21 protein-coding genes are annotated in these 17,041 nt (G+C 68.5%); 9 read left to right on the top strand and 12 right to left on the bottom strand.

Annotated features, from left to right (window positions below):
• The first annotated feature begins 70 nt into the window (after positions 1-70).
• Positions 71-457 (top strand): phage holin family protein, encoded by a 387-nt coding sequence (locus AC1C2T_RS02450; RefSeq protein WP_495361796.1) that lies wholly within the window; start codon positions 71-73, stop codon positions 455-457.
• A gap of 64 nt (positions 458-521) precedes the next feature.
• Here the strand turns inward: AC1C2T_RS02450 and AC1C2T_RS02455 are convergent, their stop codons facing one another.
• Genes AC1C2T_RS02455 through AC1C2T_RS02465 form a run of 3 tightly spaced genes read right to left on the bottom strand, consistent with a single transcriptional unit; the run spans position 522 to position 2,550 of the window.
• Positions 522-1,388, bottom strand: a complete 867-nt coding sequence (locus tag AC1C2T_RS02455; RefSeq protein ID WP_495384120.1) for a hypothetical protein — start codon at positions 1,386-1,388, stop codon at positions 522-524.
• The gene (locus AC1C2T_RS02460; protein WP_495384121.1) at positions 1,385-2,200 is read right to left on the bottom strand and encodes a hypothetical protein; all 816 of its coding nucleotides are present in this window, start codon (positions 2,198-2,200) and stop codon (positions 1,385-1,387) included. Before AC1C2T_RS02460 ends, AC1C2T_RS02455 begins: the two co-directional genes overlap by 4 nt.
• On the bottom strand, positions 2,197-2,550 hold the full coding sequence (locus AC1C2T_RS02465; RefSeq protein WP_495384122.1) for a PadR family transcriptional regulator: 354 nt from the start codon (positions 2,548-2,550) through the stop codon (positions 2,197-2,199). Before AC1C2T_RS02465 ends, AC1C2T_RS02460 begins: the two co-directional genes overlap by 4 nt.
• A 142-nt stretch (positions 2,551-2,692) precedes the next feature.
• Here AC1C2T_RS02465 and AC1C2T_RS02470 point away from each other — a divergent pair, with 142 nt between their 5' ends.
• The gene (locus AC1C2T_RS02470) at positions 2,693-3,535 is read left to right on the top strand and encodes a PIG-L deacetylase family protein (protein WP_495384123.1); all 843 of its coding nucleotides are present in this window, start codon (positions 2,693-2,695) and stop codon (positions 3,533-3,535) included.
• A 227-nt stretch (positions 3,536-3,762) separates the two neighbouring features.
• Here AC1C2T_RS02470 and AC1C2T_RS02475 read toward each other — a convergent pair whose 3' ends face one another.
• Positions 3,763-3,984 (bottom strand): hypothetical protein, encoded by a 222-nt coding sequence (locus AC1C2T_RS02475; protein WP_495361791.1) that lies wholly within the window; start codon positions 3,982-3,984, stop codon positions 3,763-3,765.
• Between the two features lie 201 nt (positions 3,985-4,185).
• Between AC1C2T_RS02475 and AC1C2T_RS02480 the strand changes: the two genes are divergently transcribed.
• The gene (locus AC1C2T_RS02480; RefSeq protein ID WP_495384124.1) at positions 4,186-5,601 is read left to right on the top strand and encodes an HNH endonuclease signature motif containing protein; all 1,416 of its coding nucleotides are present in this window, start codon (positions 4,186-4,188) and stop codon (positions 5,599-5,601) included.
• A gap of 227 nt (positions 5,602-5,828) precedes the next feature.
• Here AC1C2T_RS02480 and AC1C2T_RS02485 read toward each other — a convergent pair whose 3' ends face one another.
• The 3 genes from AC1C2T_RS02485 to AC1C2T_RS02495 form a co-directional block, all read right to left on the bottom strand.
• The gene (locus AC1C2T_RS02485; RefSeq protein ID WP_495384125.1) at positions 5,829-6,374 is read right to left on the bottom strand and encodes an EXPERA domain-containing protein; all 546 of its coding nucleotides are present in this window, start codon (positions 6,372-6,374) and stop codon (positions 5,829-5,831) included.
• A gap of 119 nt (positions 6,375-6,493) precedes the next feature.
• Positions 6,494-7,171 carry an ABC transporter permease gene (locus AC1C2T_RS02490; RefSeq protein WP_495384126.1) on the bottom strand — a complete coding sequence of 226 codons (678 nt, stop codon included), beginning with the start codon at positions 7,169-7,171 and terminating at the stop codon, positions 6,494-6,496.
• Positions 7,172-7,289: 118 nt separating this feature from the next.
• Positions 7,290-8,279 carry an ABC transporter ATP-binding protein gene (locus AC1C2T_RS02495; protein ID WP_495384127.1) on the bottom strand — a complete coding sequence of 330 codons (990 nt, stop codon included), beginning with the start codon at positions 8,277-8,279 and terminating at the stop codon, positions 7,290-7,292.
• A gap of 92 nt (positions 8,280-8,371) precedes the next feature.
• On the opposite strand from AC1C2T_RS02495, the gene AC1C2T_RS02500 reads away from it, so the two are divergent.
• From AC1C2T_RS02500 to AC1C2T_RS02510, 3 genes are all read left to right on the top strand, one after another.
• On the top strand, positions 8,372-9,091 hold the full coding sequence (locus AC1C2T_RS02500) for a TetR/AcrR family transcriptional regulator (protein WP_495384128.1): 720 nt from the start codon (positions 8,372-8,374) through the stop codon (positions 9,089-9,091).
• A 73-nt stretch (positions 9,092-9,164) separates the two neighbouring features.
• The gene (locus AC1C2T_RS02505; protein WP_495384129.1) at positions 9,165-10,535 is read left to right on the top strand and encodes a sensor histidine kinase; all 1,371 of its coding nucleotides are present in this window, start codon (positions 9,165-9,167) and stop codon (positions 10,533-10,535) included.
• Entirely contained in the window at positions 10,532-11,266 is a 735-nt protein-coding gene (locus tag AC1C2T_RS02510) for a response regulator (RefSeq protein WP_495361784.1), read from the top strand. The genes AC1C2T_RS02505 and AC1C2T_RS02510 overlap by 4 nt, the downstream gene beginning before the upstream one ends.
• Positions 11,267-11,324: 58 nt before the next feature.
• Here the strand turns inward: AC1C2T_RS02510 and panD are convergent, their stop codons facing one another.
• Together panD and AC1C2T_RS02520 are read right to left on the bottom strand one after the other, a co-directional pair.
• Positions 11,325-11,738, bottom strand: a complete 414-nt coding sequence (panD, locus tag AC1C2T_RS02515) for an aspartate 1-decarboxylase (RefSeq protein WP_495384130.1) — start codon at positions 11,736-11,738, stop codon at positions 11,325-11,327.
• Positions 11,739-11,789: 51 nt separating this feature from the next.
• Positions 11,790-12,155, bottom strand: coding sequence for a cupin domain-containing protein (locus AC1C2T_RS02520; RefSeq protein WP_495384131.1), 366 nt, complete (start codon positions 12,153-12,155; stop codon positions 11,790-11,792).
• 81 nt (positions 12,156-12,236) lie between these two features.
• Here AC1C2T_RS02520 and AC1C2T_RS02525 point away from each other — a divergent pair, with 81 nt between their 5' ends.
• The 3 genes from AC1C2T_RS02525 to AC1C2T_RS02535 are packed head-to-tail and all read left to right on the top strand — an operon-like array spanning position 12,237 to position 13,619.
• A complete protein-coding gene (locus AC1C2T_RS02525) occupies positions 12,237-12,578 on the top strand; it encodes an ArsR/SmtB family transcription factor (RefSeq protein WP_495361781.1) in 342 nt (113 codons plus the stop codon).
• Entirely contained in the window at positions 12,571-13,047 is a 477-nt protein-coding gene (locus AC1C2T_RS02530; RefSeq protein WP_495384132.1) for an SRPBCC family protein, read from the top strand. The genes AC1C2T_RS02525 and AC1C2T_RS02530 overlap by 8 nt, the downstream gene beginning before the upstream one ends.
• Entirely contained in the window at positions 13,047-13,619 is a 573-nt protein-coding gene (locus AC1C2T_RS02535; protein WP_495361779.1) for a dihydrofolate reductase family protein, read from the top strand. The genes AC1C2T_RS02530 and AC1C2T_RS02535 overlap by 1 nt, the downstream gene beginning before the upstream one ends.
• A gap of 75 nt (positions 13,620-13,694) precedes the next feature.
• On the opposite strand, the gene AC1C2T_RS02540 is transcribed toward AC1C2T_RS02535, so the two are convergent.
• The 3 genes from AC1C2T_RS02540 to AC1C2T_RS02550 form a co-directional block, all read right to left on the bottom strand.
• Complete coding sequence (locus tag AC1C2T_RS02540; protein ID WP_495385384.1) at positions 13,695-15,017, bottom strand: MFS transporter; 1,323 nt, start codon at positions 15,015-15,017, stop codon at positions 13,695-13,697.
• 159 nt (positions 15,018-15,176) lie between these two features.
• Complete coding sequence (locus AC1C2T_RS02545) at positions 15,177-15,911, bottom strand: type 1 glutamine amidotransferase (protein ID WP_495361778.1); 735 nt, start codon at positions 15,909-15,911, stop codon at positions 15,177-15,179.
• A 20-nt stretch (positions 15,912-15,931) separates the two neighbouring features.
• Positions 15,932-17,038 carry a dipeptidase gene (locus AC1C2T_RS02550; RefSeq protein ID WP_495384133.1) on the bottom strand — a complete coding sequence of 369 codons (1,107 nt, stop codon included), beginning with the start codon at positions 17,036-17,038 and terminating at the stop codon, positions 15,932-15,934.
• Positions 17,039-17,041: the final 3 nt, after the last annotated feature.

The following is a 17,041-nucleotide window of genomic DNA, read 5'->3' on the forward strand; positions in this document are numbered from 1 at the left end:
CATGGTACGAGCGGATGCCGCTGCCGCACGCTGCTCGACACGGCATCCGTCGCCCCGCTACGCTCGCGGCATGGTGCGCTTCCTCATTCGTGCGGCGATCTACCTCGTGACCGCCGCCCTCGGCCTTCTCGTTGCCTCGTGGGTCCTCCCCGACTTCCACCTCGAGTGGGGCGGATTCCTCATCGCGATCATCGTCTTCGCGATCGCGCAGAGCGTGCTCAGCCCGTTCATCTTCAACCTGGCCCGGAAGTACGCGTCCGCGGTGCTCGGCGGCATCGGCCTGGTCTCGACGTTCGTCGCGCTGCTCATCGCGTCGCTCTTCCCGGGTGGCATCACGATCGACGGCTGGGTCACCTGGATCCTCGCGACACTCATCGTCTGGATCATCACGGCGCTCGGCGGCTGGCTCCTGCCGCTCATCTTCCTCAAGAAGAAGGCCGAGGGCGCGAGGGCCTGACTCTGACTCGCGCCCCTCACCCCGCGCCCCTCGCCCCGCGCCGGGGTCAGTGCATGTCGTCAGGTCAGTGCATGTTGTCGTTGCCGGCCTCGTGCACGGCGGCGCCCCAACAGCCGGCGTCCTCCCAGCGGTAGGCCGCGCCGAGTCCGGCGTCACCGTCGAGCGCGAGCGACCATGCCGCCTTCTCGGCTTCACTCAGTCCAGCCGGTTGCGCGGCCGATGTCACGACGCCCGAGGCGTCGGCCGAGGACTGGTACGCCGGGTTCCACCACTCCCAGTAGAGGTACTCCTGGCCGGCTTCGGTCATGCAGGCACGCACGAGATCCTGGAATTCGAGCCAGACCTGACGCTCGGTGTCGAGCGCGGGGTCGTCGTCGGGCACCGGCACGCTGAGCGGATGCCCCGCAGCGCGCGCCTCGGCTTCGGCCTTGTTGCCCACGGCGGCGCAACCGCCGCCGGGTCTGGAGGTGTCGGGACCGTACAGCGCCTGGGTCCAGAGGATCGAGGTCTCGTAGTCGAGCCCCTTCGGCTGCGGACTGCCGCCGAGCCACCACTGCCACTCGAGGAACTCGAAGCCCGCGGCATCCATGCACTTGCGGATGACCACTTGCTTGCCGAGCCACTCCGACCGATCTTCGGGGGTCACGTACTCGGGGTCGGCGGGGTCGAGGTACGGGTTGTGGTCGGCGGACATCGCTCCCGTTCCGGGGGTCGGCGGACCCACGGGCGTCACGTTGTCGGCCACCCCGGCGGGCGCCGCCACCGGGGCGGGCTCGGGCTGCGGCTCGAGATCGTGGCCGCCGATCGCCTCGTCGCTCACCGGCGCCGGCTGGTTGGCCGTATAGGCAGCGGCGCCGAGGGCGACGACGGAGGCCCCACCGAGCGTGGCGCCCGTGATCGCGACGATCGCGGCGATGCGTTGCAGGTTCATGCGGCGGTTCCCTCCGAGCTGGGGATGGGTGAGGCATCCGCTCGTCGACGCTTCGACTCCCAGCGACCCATGGCGGATGGGAGCCACCACGCTGCCATCGCGACGAAGAACAGCACACCGGCGGCGGCGAGCACGCGGTTGACGAGGATGGCCAGGCTGAGCGACGAGGAGTAGAACTCATTGAGGGTGATGCTCGACGCGATGAGTGCGTACATGCCGAAACGGATGAGCACGTATGCCGCGGCGGCGAGCCAGAGCGCGCCGAGCCAGCGCAGGCGCGGCATCACGGTGAGCACCGCGCCGACGAGCGCGATGGCGAGGCCGCAGAACCCGGCTGCCACGAGGTCCCACGCGCCGTTCCATGAGCCGGCGAGTACTCCCGCGCCGACGCGCACGACGATCAGCAAGCCCCATGCGAGCAGCAGCGCGGTCGCGACATGCGCGAGCGCCGGCATCGCGAGCGGGAACGTGCCGCGCGGTGCGTCGAGCGCGGCGCCCCGCAGGCGGCTGAATCGCCAGCTGAGGTCGGCGGGGATGCCGCGAATCGCACGTCCGAGGATCGAGCGCCCGGACCCTGGCGCACCGTCGGCGGCCTCTCGCTCTTCGTAGATGTCGGATTCGAGCTCGGCGAGGCGGTCGGCCGCGACCGCCTCGGGCAGGTCGCTGGTGTACCAGCGCCCCCAGGCGAGTACGGCACGGTCGACGCGGGGCGCGGATGCCGCGACGTCGCGCACCTCGAGCGCGTCGCGCACCTCGCGCATCTCGCGCACCTCGAACGCATCGTCGCGCTCGTCGATGCCGCCGGCACTCATGCGAATGCTGCCTTGCCCTGGACGACGGCGACCCGTCGCGCGTCGAGTTCGGTGCGATAGGCGAGCTCTCCGGCACCGGTGACCCGATAGAGGCGACGCCTGGGGCGCCCCTCGGCCTCACCCACGGCCACGTCCTCCCAGGTGGACTCGAGGAGGCCACGCTCGGTCAGCCGCGCGAGCGCCTTGTAGAGCGTGCCGTGCGCGGTGAGCCCCGCGACATCCGACCGATCGGCGATGCGCTTCGCGAGCGCGAAGCCGTAGAAGTCGCCCTCGTCGCCCTGCAGTTCCATGCCGGCGGAGAGGATGTCGACCTCGAGGTCGAAGAGCCGTCCTTCGCGTCTGCGTGCCATGGGAGAAAGAATAGGAAGATATCTTCCCGTTGGCAAGAGCAGTCGCGGAACCCGAGCGGAATTCTGTTTCCGCAGTGCGCCGGGTTAGCATCTCCTCGCCCATCCGCGCACCCCGACGCGGATCCGTATCGAGAGTCCCACCATGCGCAAGCGCACCGTCGCGCTCATCATCGTCGTCGCCGTCATCCTCGCCCTGATCGGCGGGGCCTACTGGGCGGGTCGCCATCTCTTCTACGAACCCACCGCGAAGGGCGTCGATTCGGTCATCGCCGAACTCGACGGCACTCGCGTGCTCGGCGTCTTCGCGCACCCCGACGACGAGCAGACCGTCAACGGCCTGTTCTTCCGCGCACATCAGGGCGGCGCGTACACCGCGATGATCACCGCGACGCAGGGCGAGGCCGGTCACCAGACGCCGGTCGTCGCGCGCGATGAGGACCTCGGCGAGATCCGCAAGGCCGAGGCGCTGAAGAACAGCTTCAACCTCGGCGTCGACCGGCACGTCGTGTGGGACTACCCCGACGGCGGCGTGCCCGAGGCCGACGAAGACGAGCTCGTCGCGCGCGTGGTCGCCGAGATGAAGCGCGTGCGCCCCGACGTCGTCGTGGGGTTCTGGCCCGAGAGCGGTGCGACCGGCCACAAGGACCACATGCAGATGGGCCGCGTCACCGAGCTCGCGATCGCCGAGCTCGAGGCCTCGGGCGGTTCCTACACGGGGCCGAAGCACCTCGTCTACACGATCAGCCCGTCGGGCGCGCTCTCGGTGTTCGGCGGCGAGGCGGGCGCATTCGTCGTCGCGAACCAGCCGAAGCCCGAATACGCGATGGGCGCCGAGGTCGCGAAGAAGCACGAGGGATGGACGATCCACGCTTCACAGGCGAACTACATGCAGGAGTCGTACATCCTGCCGACGTGGCTCATCTACGCGCTCTGGGACCAGGAGTTCTACCACGTGCGCGATCTCGAGGCTGAGCCGCTCGACTGAGGGAATCGGCATGTATGGTCCCACCGGATCCGAGTGGCTCCGCCCCGACCCGAACCGGGCGGAGCCACTGAGTGAGCCTTTCCCGCTCGGTGCGCGCCGCCCTTCGCCGCGTGACGAGACCGCCTGACGAGACCGCCTGACGAGACCGCCTGACGAGACCGCCTGAGCGACGGAACACGTCGGACGGATACGCCCACCGGGCAGAGGAACACCGGAGGAAGAGACCGTCAACTCACAAGCTGGGCGAAAAGGATGACCGCGCCGACAACGATCGGAATCAGCGCGAGGAGAACGATGGCCCGACTGATGCGACGCCGACTCACCGTGCCCCTGTCGAACGAAGATCGAGACATGTGGTCGAGGTTGGGAAAGAGGGCCTGGTAGGGCGGCTCCTTCTCGGGCGCGGCAGCCTGTTCCTGCTCGGGTCGAGCATCATCGATGTTCCCCATGGCCCCACCATACGCTGCGGTCTGCGACGCCCGGCGGCCGAGAAGGGGATCACAACGTCGACGAGCTTGCAGACCGAATCCGACGGTTGTGGAGAACTTCCGTCGGGCGGTTCCTGTGGAGGAGGAGTCGGTCGAAAATGGCGGTTGATCTCGCGTTTTGGTGTGGTACGAATGTCGGTGGGTGGTGGCAGTGTTGCGGGTATGACAGGCATCCCCGACACGCTCGAGCAGATCCGCTCGACCCTCGACGGGGTGCTCGATGCCGAAACGTCGCGTGGTCTGGGTGACGACGAACTGCTGTTGACGATGGGGGCGCTCGAAAGGGTCGGGCGGCTGCTCGACGCGCACCGGGCGCTGTTCGCCGGTGAGGTCGCCGAACGCTCCCGGCCCGAGCTCGGCGTCGGCCGGATGTCGGCGCGCAAGGGGTGCCGTACGGCCGCTGAACTGATCGAACGCGTCACACAAGTCTCGGGCGCCGAGGCACGCCGGCGGGTCGCGATCGGGGCGGCGACCCGGGTGGGCACCGGCCTGACTGGGCAGGCTACGCCGGCGCAGCATCCGCATGTCGCGGCGGCGCTCACGGCGGGTGAGGTCGGCGTCGATGCCGCGGGCACGATCATCCGGGAGCTCGGCCGCACTCGAACCGTCGCCGACCCGGTCCGACTCGACACGGCCGAACGCGAGCTCGTCGCCCAAGCCACCGGTACCGGTGATGGTGCACCGGTGCGGTGCACGGCCGATGAACTGACCGTGCACGCACGTGCGTGGGCGGCGTTCCTCGACCAAGACGGCCCCGAACCCGACGACGAACGGGCGATGCGCCGCCGCGGGTTCCGTATCGGGCGTGCCCGCGATGGCCTCATCGCCATCGCGGGTGAACTTCTGCCCGAAGTCGCCGCGAAACTCACCCGCCTCCTCGACGCACACCTGGCACCCCGCAGCGGCGGCGGATTCCTCACCGAAGAAGAACGCGCCGACATCGCCGTGCAAGCCGAGACCCGCACAACCGAACAGCAACGGCACGACGTCCTCGCCGCGATCATCGACACCGCCGCCCGCTCCGGGCAGCACCCGAGCATCGGCGGCGCCGCACCCACCGTCCTCGTCAGCGTCCGAGCGGCGGATCTCGAAGCATCCCGGGGCGCAGCGCATGCCGACGGCATCGACCAGCCCATCTCACTCCGCGCGGCACGACACATGATCTGCACCGGCGGCATCCAGATCGTCGTCCTCGACGACACCGGCCGCATCGAGCAGCTCGGCTCCCCGCAACGCTGCTTCACACCCCACCAACGCCGAGCGATCACCCTCCGCGATGGCGGCTGCATCATCCCCGGCTGCACCGTGCCTGCCGCATGGTCCGAGATCCACCACGTCATCCCCGACATCGACGGCGGCCCCACCCACCCCGACAACGGCGTCCTCCTCTGCTGGCATCACCACCGCACGATCGACACCTCAGGCTGGGCAATCCGCATGCGCCGCGGTGTGCCCCAGATCCGCCCACCCGCCTGGCTCGACCCAGGCGGCACCTGGCGCACCGCAACAACCTCACCCACCCGACTCGCCGACCGACACGACCAACGCCACGACCCACCCGACCGCGCAACAGCCTGAACGCACGGCACGCACTCGATGGCAGGCCAGTCTCGTCGACGCCCGACGCGCGCTCGTCGGAGGCGACGCGCGCGCCGGAGGAGGCGACGCGCACCGGAGGAGTGATTCGCGCCGCCGGAGGAGGGACTCGCGCGCGCGCCGGACGAGGGACTCGCGCGACGCTCGCCTCCGCAGTTGCGGCACCTCACTCGTCCCGCCGATCGCGCGACCCCGCGGCATCCGCTCGCTCAGAACCGCCGGGTGAACGGCAGCGGCTTGCGCATGCGCACGAGCAGCACGATCGGAATCAGCACATACGGCAGATTGAACGCGAGGAACTTCACCGGATTCGTCGTCTGCCACTCGGGCTCGCCGAAGAACTCGACACCGAACACGATGATGCCCGTAATGGTCGAGATCATCGTCGCGTAGATCACGCTGGGCAGCTGGATCCAGTTCCAGCCGCGGATGAGCGAGATGACGAGCACGATGTAGAACGGCATATAAACGAACGCAGAGAGCCCGGTGACGATGCGCATCCAGAACGGCGGCTCCATGAAGAGCGGGTCGGTGTCGCTCGCGTACCAGTAGTTCGAGTTCACGAGGAAGTTCGACGAGGGCGCCGAGATGTCGACGCCGAGCGTCGGCATCATGTCACTGATCAGGCTCGTGATCGTGAACAGCGAGAAGATCACGATGAAGAACCAGTCGAACGGCCGCTCGCGCAAGCTGAGGTTCGGAACGGTCGCGGGCTCAGCGGTCGCGGGCTCAGCGGTCATGGGCTCAGCGGTCATGAGTCGAGAGCGTATCGGCCGGATGCCGCGGCCACCAGTACCTCGCCGGGCGCCTTCTGTGCGTGCACGTGCACGTGCATGTGCAAGTGCACGTGCATGCACATGCGCGTGCGCCATCGTCAGGCTCGACGGACCACTGCCCGGATACTGATTGCAAGTCCGAGAGCGCACCAGGCCAGGAGCACGAAGAAGTCACGCCAGCTCGCGGTGTAGGTGTCTGCCAGCAGTCCGGCGCGGATCAGGTCCGCGGCCGGTCTGAACGGGAGCACGTCGTGGACAGTCTGGAACCAGGCGGGGAGTTGGCTTGCCGGAAAGGTGACCGGCGAGAAGAGCATCACGAAGAACACCAGCACCTGGGTGACGAGCTGGGTGAACAACGGTGACAGGGTCACTGCGATCGCGTAGCCGATTGCGGCGGCGGTTCCCGCGGTCAAGACGGATGCGGTCACGAGAAGGGGCCAGTCGAAGGAGTAGCTGAATCCGTAGCGCAGTTGTGCCACGATCACTGCAACGGCGACGCTGGGCAGTGCGACGCCGAGCCACACCGTCAGGTCGGCCAGCAGGAACAGCGGCCGTGGCACTGGCAGCGCTCGCAGGTAGGTGAATGTGCCGCTCGTGCGTGCCTGAGCGACGCCTTGGGAAACCATGACGAGCCCGATGATCATCAGGAGCACTGTGGGTGCACCGGTGGAGAGGAACTGGGCGGACGAGGTGTCGATGTCGGGGATGAGCAATCCGAACCCGACGATGATCCCGGCGGCGAGCACAGCCTGGACGACGATGACGAACGGGAGCATGGGACCCGTCTGAGCCATCGTCCAGCGCAACAAGGTCCCGTAGCTCACCCAAAGCCCGGTGCGCGGTGGTACCCCTGCTGGTGCAGGCGCTGGCGCTGGCGGCGAGAAGGTCAGCTGTTCAGACATCACCGGCATCCTCCGTGCTGTTCGTCGTATTTGCGTCGGCGGTCGCCGTGGCGGCGAGGTAGGCGTCTTCGAGGGTGGCTGGCGCCAGCGCATAGCCCTCGATGTCTTCGGACGATCGGAGGGCCGTGGCCCACGCGACGGCTGCCGCAGCATCGACAGCAGAGAGCGTCATCAGCACCCGGCGTCCGGCACGGACCCGACGGATGATCGGGATCGGCACCTCGGAAAGGGATTCGGATGGGTCGGTTCCATCCGGATGCAGCGAGAGCTCGAGTTGGAGATCATGGTCGCTTGAACCTCGGAGGCGGCTTGGTGAACCCGCCGCGACGACCTTGCCGCGATCGAGCACGACGAGCGCGTCCACCACCCGCTCTGCCTCCACGACGTTGTGAGTGACAAGCAGTACACCTGCACCCTGATCGCCGAGGCGTCGTACCGTCTTCCACAGTCGTCGACGTCGTGCCGCGTCGACGTCGTTGGTCGGCTCATCGAGAACGATCAGTGGCACCGGAGCGACGGCCGCCATGGCGAAGGCTGTGAGTCGACGCACTCCACCTGACAGGCCGCCGCCGTCGGGCGTCGCCCGGCGGTTGAACCACTCGCCGATATCGAGTTCGTCAGCCAGCGCTCGTGCGGCACCCCGTGCGTCGGCGCGGGACATGCCCCTGAGCCGACCGGCGATCTCGATCGCTGTCTTCGGAGTGAGGCCGTCGAGCGGCGCCTGTGCCTGGGGCTGGAGCGCCACGCATCGGCGCGCCGTCGCCGGATCGGCGATCGCGTCGACGCCCGCCACCCGGATCGACCCACCGTCCGGCCGCAGCAGTCCGACGACCTGCGAGACCAGGGTCGTCTTGCCCGCACCGTTGTGGCCGAGCAGCCCGACCACCTCTCCGGCCCGCACCTGCAATCCGATCCCGTCATTGGCGACGACCGATCCGAACCGTCGGGTGAGGTCGTTCACCTCCAGCACTGCAGCACTCATGTTCACTGGCCTTTCAGCGTTCGGATACCGATGGTATGTGGATACCAACAGTATCTAGATACGCGCGGTAGGTCAACCAGTAGAATGGCGACATGGTCGGTAGCCGCTCAGCGCCCCGCACGCCGCGGACCCGCGTCGAACGGCAGCGAGAGACCCGCGAGGCGCTAGTACTCGCAGCGCTCGGCGCGTTCGCCCGCGACGGCTATCACGCGGCAAGCCTGGACGGCATCGCAAGCGACGCGGGATTCTCCAAGGGTGCGGTCTACTCGAACTTCGACGGCAAGTCGGACTTGTTCCTCGCGGTGATGGACTTCAACTTGGAGCTGCTGCGCGGTGAGGGGTGGGACCCGTTCTCGACGGCCGAGACGACTGCCGAGACGGCTCCCGCAGACACCGCAGAACTGGAAGCCGCAACCGGCGTGGACATCGCGGAGATGGTGCGAGGGTTCGGGCTCGCGACGCTGGAGTTCATCGCGACCGCCGCCAGAGACGACAAGCTCGTCCTTGCGCTCCGCGCACGGGTGCAGGTGATGGTCGACGCTTTCGAGCGCGTCGCAACCGAAGCGCGACCGACCGATGAGAACCTTCCGGTCGACGACGTTGCACTGCTCATGGCCGCGCTCGATCAGGGAGTGTCCGTACTCGCACTGAGCGGCATCACGTCCATGGACGGAGCCTTGATGCGCACCGGCCTGCACCGGCTCCTCGACCCGGCCAATGCTGCAGGCGAGCCGGCGCCGGAACGAGACGCCCGCCCCGCCCCGCTACCTGGTGTCGACCAGGTACGACGGCTGATCCGAGAGATGCCCTGAGCAGAATCGTCGACCACCGCATCTCCGTCGCCCGATGGATTCCCGACAGGCGCTCACTGAGTAGCGTTGTGGCATGACCGCCACCACGCCTCCTCCCGTCGTCGACGGCGTCGAGTGGGGGCGCCCGCGGCCCGGGCGCCTCGGTTTCCGCAACGATGTGATCCTCGCCCTCGTGCTCGCCGTCGGTACCGGCGCGAGCGTCGTGCTGTATCGCGCGACCGGATGGGGCGAAGACGCCCCATGGTGGGGCAGCGTGATCTGGGTCGCCGCGATGACCCTCCCGCTCGCGGCACGGCGGCGATGGCCCGAGCTCGTCGCGCTCGTGGCATCCGTCGCCTTCCTCATCGGTGCCCTCGCAGAGGTCGGCGAGGCGCTCTTCAGCAACATCTGCCTATTCGTCGCCATCTACACGGTGGGCGCTTGGGGGCGCAGCCGTCGCTGGGCGACCCTCGCGCGAGGCGTCATCGTCGTCGGCATGTTCGCGTGGCTGTTCTGGAACCTCATCGTCCTCTCGAGGGTCGACGACTACCTTCCCGACTTCTCCCGCGAGGGGCTGCTCTCGCCATACCTCGCCTTCGGGCTCATCAACGTGCTCACGAACCTGCTCTACTTCGGCGGCGCCTGGTACTTCGGCGATGCCGCCTACCGTTCGGCGCGAGCACGCGCCGAGCTCGAGCAGCGCACCATCGAACTCGCGGCCGAGCGCGAGCGCAGCCGGGCCCACGCCGTCGCCATCGAGCGACTGCGCATCGCACGGGAGCTGCACGACGTCGTCGCCCACCACGTCTCGGTCATCGGCGTGCAGGCCGGCGCCGCGCGGCGAGTGCTCGCGAAGGATCCGGATGCCGCCTCGGCCGCGCTCTCATCGATCGAGGAGAGCGCCCGCGACGCCGTCGACGAGTTGCACGGGCTTCTCGGCACGCTGCGCGGCGACGCCGAGATCGGGGCATCCGCAGTGCTCGACGACGCCCTCGCCCTGTCGTTCGGCGGTGTCGCGGAGGCCGCGACGAAGAGCACGTCGACCCGCGGCATCGAACGCATCGACGAGCTCGTGGCCGAGTGCGCGGCGAACGGCCTGCCGACGACGCTCGCGATCGTGGGCGAGCCGGTACCGGTGTCCGCTGTCGTCGACCTCGGCGCGTACCGCATCGCCCAAGAGTCGCTCACGAACGTGCGAAAGCACGCGGGCGCCGCGGCGACCGCCGAGGTGCGGGTGCGCTGGACGGAGCAGTCGGTCGAGATCGAGGTGACGAACACGGGCGCAGTGCGGCGATCCACCTCCGATTCGGCGACGGATGCCTCGAGCCGTGGCCTCGGCCAATTGGGCATGCAGGAGCGGGTCGCCGCGGCCGGCGGACACCTCGAACTCGGACCCCGCGCGCGCGGCGGTTACCTCGTGCGTGCACAGTTCCCGTTGCGGCGCACACAGGGGGTGCGCGCGTGAGCATCCGCGTGCTCGTCGTCGACGATCAGAGTCTCGTGCGAGGTGGGTTCCGCACGATCCTCGACTCCGAAGACGGCATCGAGGTCGTGGGTGAGGCCGCGAACGGCGAGGAGGCGATCGCTGCCGTCGCCGCACTGCATCCCGACGTCGTCTGCATGGACGTGCAGATGCCCGGCATGGACGGACTCGAGGCCACGCGGCGTATCACGGCCGACGCGGCATCCGAGGCAGCCGTGCTCGTGCTGACGACCTTCAACCGCGAGGACTACCTGTTCGCCGCGCTCGATGCGGGTGCGAGTGGGTTTCTGTTGAAGAACTCGAGCCCCGAGCAGCTCATCGAGGCGGTACAGGTGGTCGCGCGGGGCGACGCGCTGCTGTCGCCCGATGTCACGCGGCGCGTGATCGAAGCCGTCTCGGGGGGCAGATCGCGGATTGAGGAGGCGCGCCTGCGCCGTCTCGATACCCACCCGCCCGAGCAACCCGGTTTCGAGACGGTCGCAGAGCGACCTCCTCAACCCACTGCCCTCGACTCCCTCACCGACCGCGAGCGCGAGGTGCTCGAGCACCTCGCCGAGGGCATCTCCAACGCCGCGATCGCCGAGCGACTCTGGGTCGGTGAGGCGACTGTGAAGACGCACGTCTCAAAGGTACTCATGAAGCTCGGTCTGCGAGACCGCGTGCACGCCGTGGTCTACGCGTACGAGCACGGCGTCGTGCGGCCCCGCGGCTGAAGCCCGCGCGGCTGAAGCCCGGCCCCGCGGCTGAAGCCCGGCCCACCCGACCTCGTCGTCAGGCCGCTGCGTGCGGCGGCCGCAGCAGGCCGTTCGCGCCGGGCTCGGCTGCATCGTGGCCGAGTGAGACGACGTCGTTGGCAGCGTCGACGTGCACGATGTGCGGACGGAACGTGCGAGCGGCTGCATCGTCGAGCTGCGCATACGAGATGACGATGACGAGATCGCCCTCGTGCACGAGATGCGCCGCGGCGCCGTTGATGCCGAGCACACCCGAGCCGCGCTCACCCTCGATGACGTAGGTCTCGAGTCGGGCGCCGTTCGTCACGTCGACGATCGAGACCTGTTCGCCCGGCAGGAGATCGGCGGCATCCATGAGGTCACGGTCGACCGTCACGGAACCGACGTAATGGAGGTCTGCGTGCGTGACGGTGGCACGGTGGATTTTCGACTTCAGCATGGTGCGCAACACGCGTTCCAGCCTACGGCGGGCAGCTGAGTCGAAGTCCCGAGGAGACGATCCTCAGTCGAGTTCGCGCAGCTGCGTCGTGCGTTCGCTGGGGGTATCACCGGTATTCGTCGTGCCACGGGGTTCGATGAGCATCGCGGAGACCTCGCCGTCGGCGCGGGGGCAGTGCTCGACGCCACGGGGCACGACGTAGACGTCGCCGGCTCCGAGCTCGACGTCGCCGTCTCGCAACTGGATCGTGAGCCGCCCGGCGATCACCATGAAGAACTCGTCGGTGTCGGGATGCGAGTGCCACGTGAACTCGCCCTGCGCCTTGAAGAGCTTCACGTCGTAGTCGTTCACGCTTGCGAGGCGGTGGGGCTGCCAGTGCTCTGCGAAGGAGTCGAGGGCGGTCTGGAGGTTGCGCACGTTGTCGGCCATTCCGCCATTCTCCTCTTGACGCTTGACGTCAGGCGAACTTCGTCCTAATGTAAGCAGATCATTAATTAAGGAGTCGCTTACATGCCGAACGGGCCCGACGAGCTCAGCCTCGTGTTCCAGGCGCTCGCCGATCCGACGCGACGCGCGATCCTCTCGCGCCTCCGCGATGGCCCGACGACCGTCGGCGAACTGGCCGAGCCCTTCGCGATGAGCCGCCCCGCGATCTCGCAGCACCTCAAGGTGCTCGAACGCGCCGGGCTCATCGAGCGCACGGCCACGGCCCAGTGGCGCACCTGCACCCTCCGCACCGAGCCGCTCGACGAGGCATCCGCCTGGGTCGAACGCCACCGCGGCGAGTGGAACGAGCGCTTCGACCTCCTCGACGCGCGGCTCCGCGAGCTGAAAGGACAGACGGATGCCTGAGCAGACCGCCTCCGCAACGAAGCAATTCACGATCACACGAGTGTTCGATGCACCCCGGCGACAAATCTGGCGCGCGTGGACCGACCCCGACGAGGCCTCCGCCTGGTGGCACCCGGCCGGTGTCGTCACGCCGCGCGAGACCGTCGAACTCGACGTGCGCCCCGGCGGGCGCTACCGCTACACGATGATCGCCCCTGACGGATCGGAGTACCCGACGGCCGGCGTCTACCGCGAAGTCATCGAGCCCGAGCGGCTCGTGTTCACGTGGGCGTCGCCGGGCGACCCAGACGAGTCAGCGCCGGTCATCACGGTGACGCTCGCCGAGCACGGCGCCTCCGGCGAGCAGACGCAGATGACGTTCCACCTCACCGGCTGGGCCGGCCACCCCGGCGACGGGAACTTCTACGACGGATGGGCGAGCGCCTTCGACGTGCTCGCCGGCCGCCTCGCGAGCGACGGAGTCAGCTGATGGGCCGCCTCACCGTCGAGCAGATCGTCACCGCCGACGGGTATGCGGCCGACGAGTCCGGCGGACTCGACTTCTTCCTGGCCGACGGCTCCGTCGACCCGGCCGACCACGACCAGCTCGCGTTCCTCGAGAACATCGACTCGATCCTGCTGGGCGCGAACACCTACCGGATGTTCGCGGACCACTGGCCGGCGGCCGACCCGGCCGTCGAACCCGTCACTGAGCCGATCAATCGGCTGCCGAAGTTCGTCGTCTCGAACTCACTGCAGCAAGCGCCGTGGGGCACCGGCGAGATCGAGATTCTCAGCGGCGACGCCGCCGACTCGGTCGCGGCGCTGAAGGGACGCACGAGTTCGATCATCGTCTGGGGAAGCCTCACGCTCACCGACGCCCTCTTCCGTGCAGGCCTCGTCGACGTGCTGCGCCTGCGCACCGTGCCGGTGCTCATCGGTGCGGGCCGGCCGTTCACCCCGGCCGACCTCGGGCAGCGTCGGCTGACCCTCGATCACAGCGTCGTCCACCCGAGCGGGCACATCGACACCACGTACCTCGTGGGCGATACCGCGGGTTGAGGAGGCCCGCCAGGGCCGTCTCGAAACCCCACGCCTCGGGCGTGCAGGTTTCGAGACGCTCGCTTCGCTCGCTCCTCAACTCACAGGATCGGGCGAGGAAACAGGCTGCTCACCCTGGTACACCGCCGACAGCATCCGATAGGAACGGGTGCGGAAGGCGACGAGCGCGAGCACCACCATCACGAGCCCGCTGAACAGGAATACGAGCGCGATGCCCCTGGCGTCACCGTCACCGAGCAGCCAGCCCCAAGTCGCCTGCCCGCCGTCTGACTCCATATAGGGGATGATCCAGAACTCCGCGATCGGGGCGATGAGGAACGCGGTGATCGGCGCCGCCGCCGCTTCGAACGCTTGCGCGAACCCGAACACGCGGCCCTGTCGGCGGAACGGCACGACCTTCTGGATGACCGTCTGTTCGGCCGCCTCCACCGCGGGGATGAGGGTCATGTAGGCCAGGATGCCGATTCCGTACAACAGCCACCACTCGCGGATCGTGAACAGCGCCCCGAGCACCCCCATGCCGACCACGACGAGCAGCATCGTGCGGATGGGGTTACGACCGAGGCCCCACTTCGCGATCACGATGCCGCCGATGATGAACCCGGAGGAGGAGACTCCGAGCACGATACCCCACACCTCGACCGGGAAGAGCGTCAGTCCGTACGGGTCCATCAGCGCCATGTAGACGCCCCCGATGAGGTTGTTGAACGTGGAGAACAGGATGAGGGCGAAGAGCCCTGGTGCGCCCCGGATCGCGGAGATGCTGCCGCGCAGGTCGATCGCGGGCGAGCGATCCCGGTCGACGACCGGACGTGCTTCTGGAATGCGCACGAAGAGCAGGTGCACGAGCGCGACCATGGTCGCGGCGATGGCGATCGCAAGCGTCCATCCCATGCCGGCCATGCCGATCGCAAGCCCGCTGAACACGCTCGTGACGAGGAACGCCAGCCCCTGCACGGTGCCCACCATGCCGTTGGCGTTCGCGTGCCGCTCTTCGGGCACGAGCAGGGTCACCGTCGTCGAGAGCGCGATGTTGCGCATGTTCTCGATGACCGACCCGAAGAGGATGATGCCCGAGAACAGCCAGAACCACGGACCGCCGAGGTCGAGGAGCGCCGACTCGGGCAGCGCCAGGTAGAGCAGGCCAGCGGCGACGAATGAGATCAGGGTGACCACGCTCGAGAGCACCATGACGAGGTGCTTGCGATACCGGTCGACGATGGTTCCGAAGAGGATCGAGAAGAGGGCGATGAGCAGCATGTACGCGCCGCCGATGATGCCCGTCGCCAGCACGGAGTGCGTCTCGAGATACACCCAGAACGTGAGCGCGAACCAGAGGAAGCTCGTCGTGACGTTCGCGACCATCGTGTTCGCGAGCACCTGCACGAAGGTGCGCATGCCGCCCGGAGGCGGCGCCACGGGGGCGGAACCAGGCGGGGTACTCGGCGCAGGAGGTACCGCAGGCGACACCGCCGCCGGCGCTTCGCCCACCTCGGATCCGTCGATCCCGTCGGTCACCCTGCGAGCGTAACCAGCACCCGCGACATCCGAAACCCCTCAGCCGACGCGGGCGACTCGGCTGCCGACGACCTCCGCGGCGAACGCCGTCGCCATGCGCTCGCACCGCGCAGCCGATTCGGCCTCGTGCACGAGCGCATCGTCGACGAGTTTCTGCTTGTCGACGCCCACCGCGGCAAGAGCCGCGTCATCCCAGTTCCTGAGGTTCTGCGCACCCGACTCGGGATGGAACTGCACCCCGCGCACATGGCGCCCCAGTCGGAACGCCTGGTTGACGCAAGCGGTGCTCGAGGCGAGCAGCACCGCGCCGGGCGGCAGCCGGGTGATCACGTCCTGGTGGTTCTCGATGACGTAGGTGGCCGGGCTGAGCGCCGAGATCACGGGGTCGTCGGCCCCGTCGTCCGTCACGAACACCTCGGTCGCGCCGCGCTCGGGAGTGCCGTACTCCGCACGCACCTCGCCGCCCGCGACGTCGGCGAGGATCTGCCCGCCGAGGCAGATGCCGAGCGTCGGGATGTCGCCCGCGATCGCTTCAGCCGCCAGCTCGCGTTCTCGGCGCAGCCATGGTGCGCGCGAGTACTCGTCGGGCATCAACCCGCCGCCGAGCATGATCAGCCCGTCGAACGGTTCCAGTTCGTCGGGCAGCGCGTCGTCGCCATAGGCGACCACGAGATCGAGCCCCGCCGACTCGAGCCACGGCTGCATGCGTCGCAGCTGGCTCGCCCGGGAGTTCACGACCACGAGCACCCTCGGCGCCCCGTTCGATGTCGGCATCTGCACGCTCTCGCTCTGTCTCACGCTTCGCCCGCTCGGTCTGCGCCGGCGCCCATGAAGTCCAGGTAGTCGTCATCGGATGCCGCGACCACGCGCAACACGTTCTCGGTTCCGAGCTTGCGCAGCTCGGGCTCCGTCCAGCCGCGATGGGCGAGTTCGGCGAAGAGCCGCGGATAGCCCGCGACATCCTCGAGCCCCTCGGGCATGTCATCGGTGCCGTCGAAGTCGCCACCGAGGCCGACACCGTCGATGCCCGCGACGTTTCGCACGTGCTCGACGTGGTCGGCGGCATCCGCGACGGTCACCCTCGGCTTCGGTCCGGTCTCGCCGCCGTTGACCCAGGCACGCCGTTCCGCGGTGAGGAAGGACGGCACGAAGGTGACCATGTAGACGCCGCCGCCATCGGCGACACGACGGATGACGCGGTCGGGAAGGTTTCGCGGGTGCGGGTTCAGTGCCCATGCGCTCGAGTGGCTGACGATCGTGGGCCGGATCGCGGTCTCGAGCGCAGCGTCGGCGGTCGCCACCGACACGTGCGCCAGGTCCACGAGCATGCCGATGCGGTTCATCTCGGCGACGACTTCGCGGCCGAATTCGGTGAGCCCGCCGTGTCTCGCCTCGTCGGTCGCCGAGTCGGCCCAGTCGCTCGTCGACGTCCAGGTCAGCGTCAGGTAGCGCGCTCCGAGCCGGGCGTACCCGCGCAGCACCGCGAGCGAGTTGTCGATCTGACCGCCGCCCTCGACTCCGATCATCGAGGCGATCCGCCCTGCGGCCATCGCGCGCCGTGCCGCGTCGGCAGTCGTCGCGAGCTGGAACGTCTCGGGGTACCGAGCCGCCATGCGGTGCACGAAGTCGATCTGCTCGAGCGTGGCCTTCACGGCATCGGCGCCCTCGATCTCCGAGTGCACCCACGCCGACCAGAACTGCCCGGCGACCCCGCCCTCGCGCAACTTGGGGATGTCGGTGTGATGGGTCAGCGCGGTCGCGTCGATGCCTTCGACCGAGTACCCGCGGTGCTTGCGCGCCGTCCACGGCAGGTCGTTGTGACCGTCGAAGATCGGAATCTCGAGCCGCTCGGCAGTGGCCGCGTTCGTCGGCGTGGTCGCCGCTGTGGTCGTCGTCGTCATCGT

Source organism: Agromyces sp. Y558 (assembly GCF_059445415.1).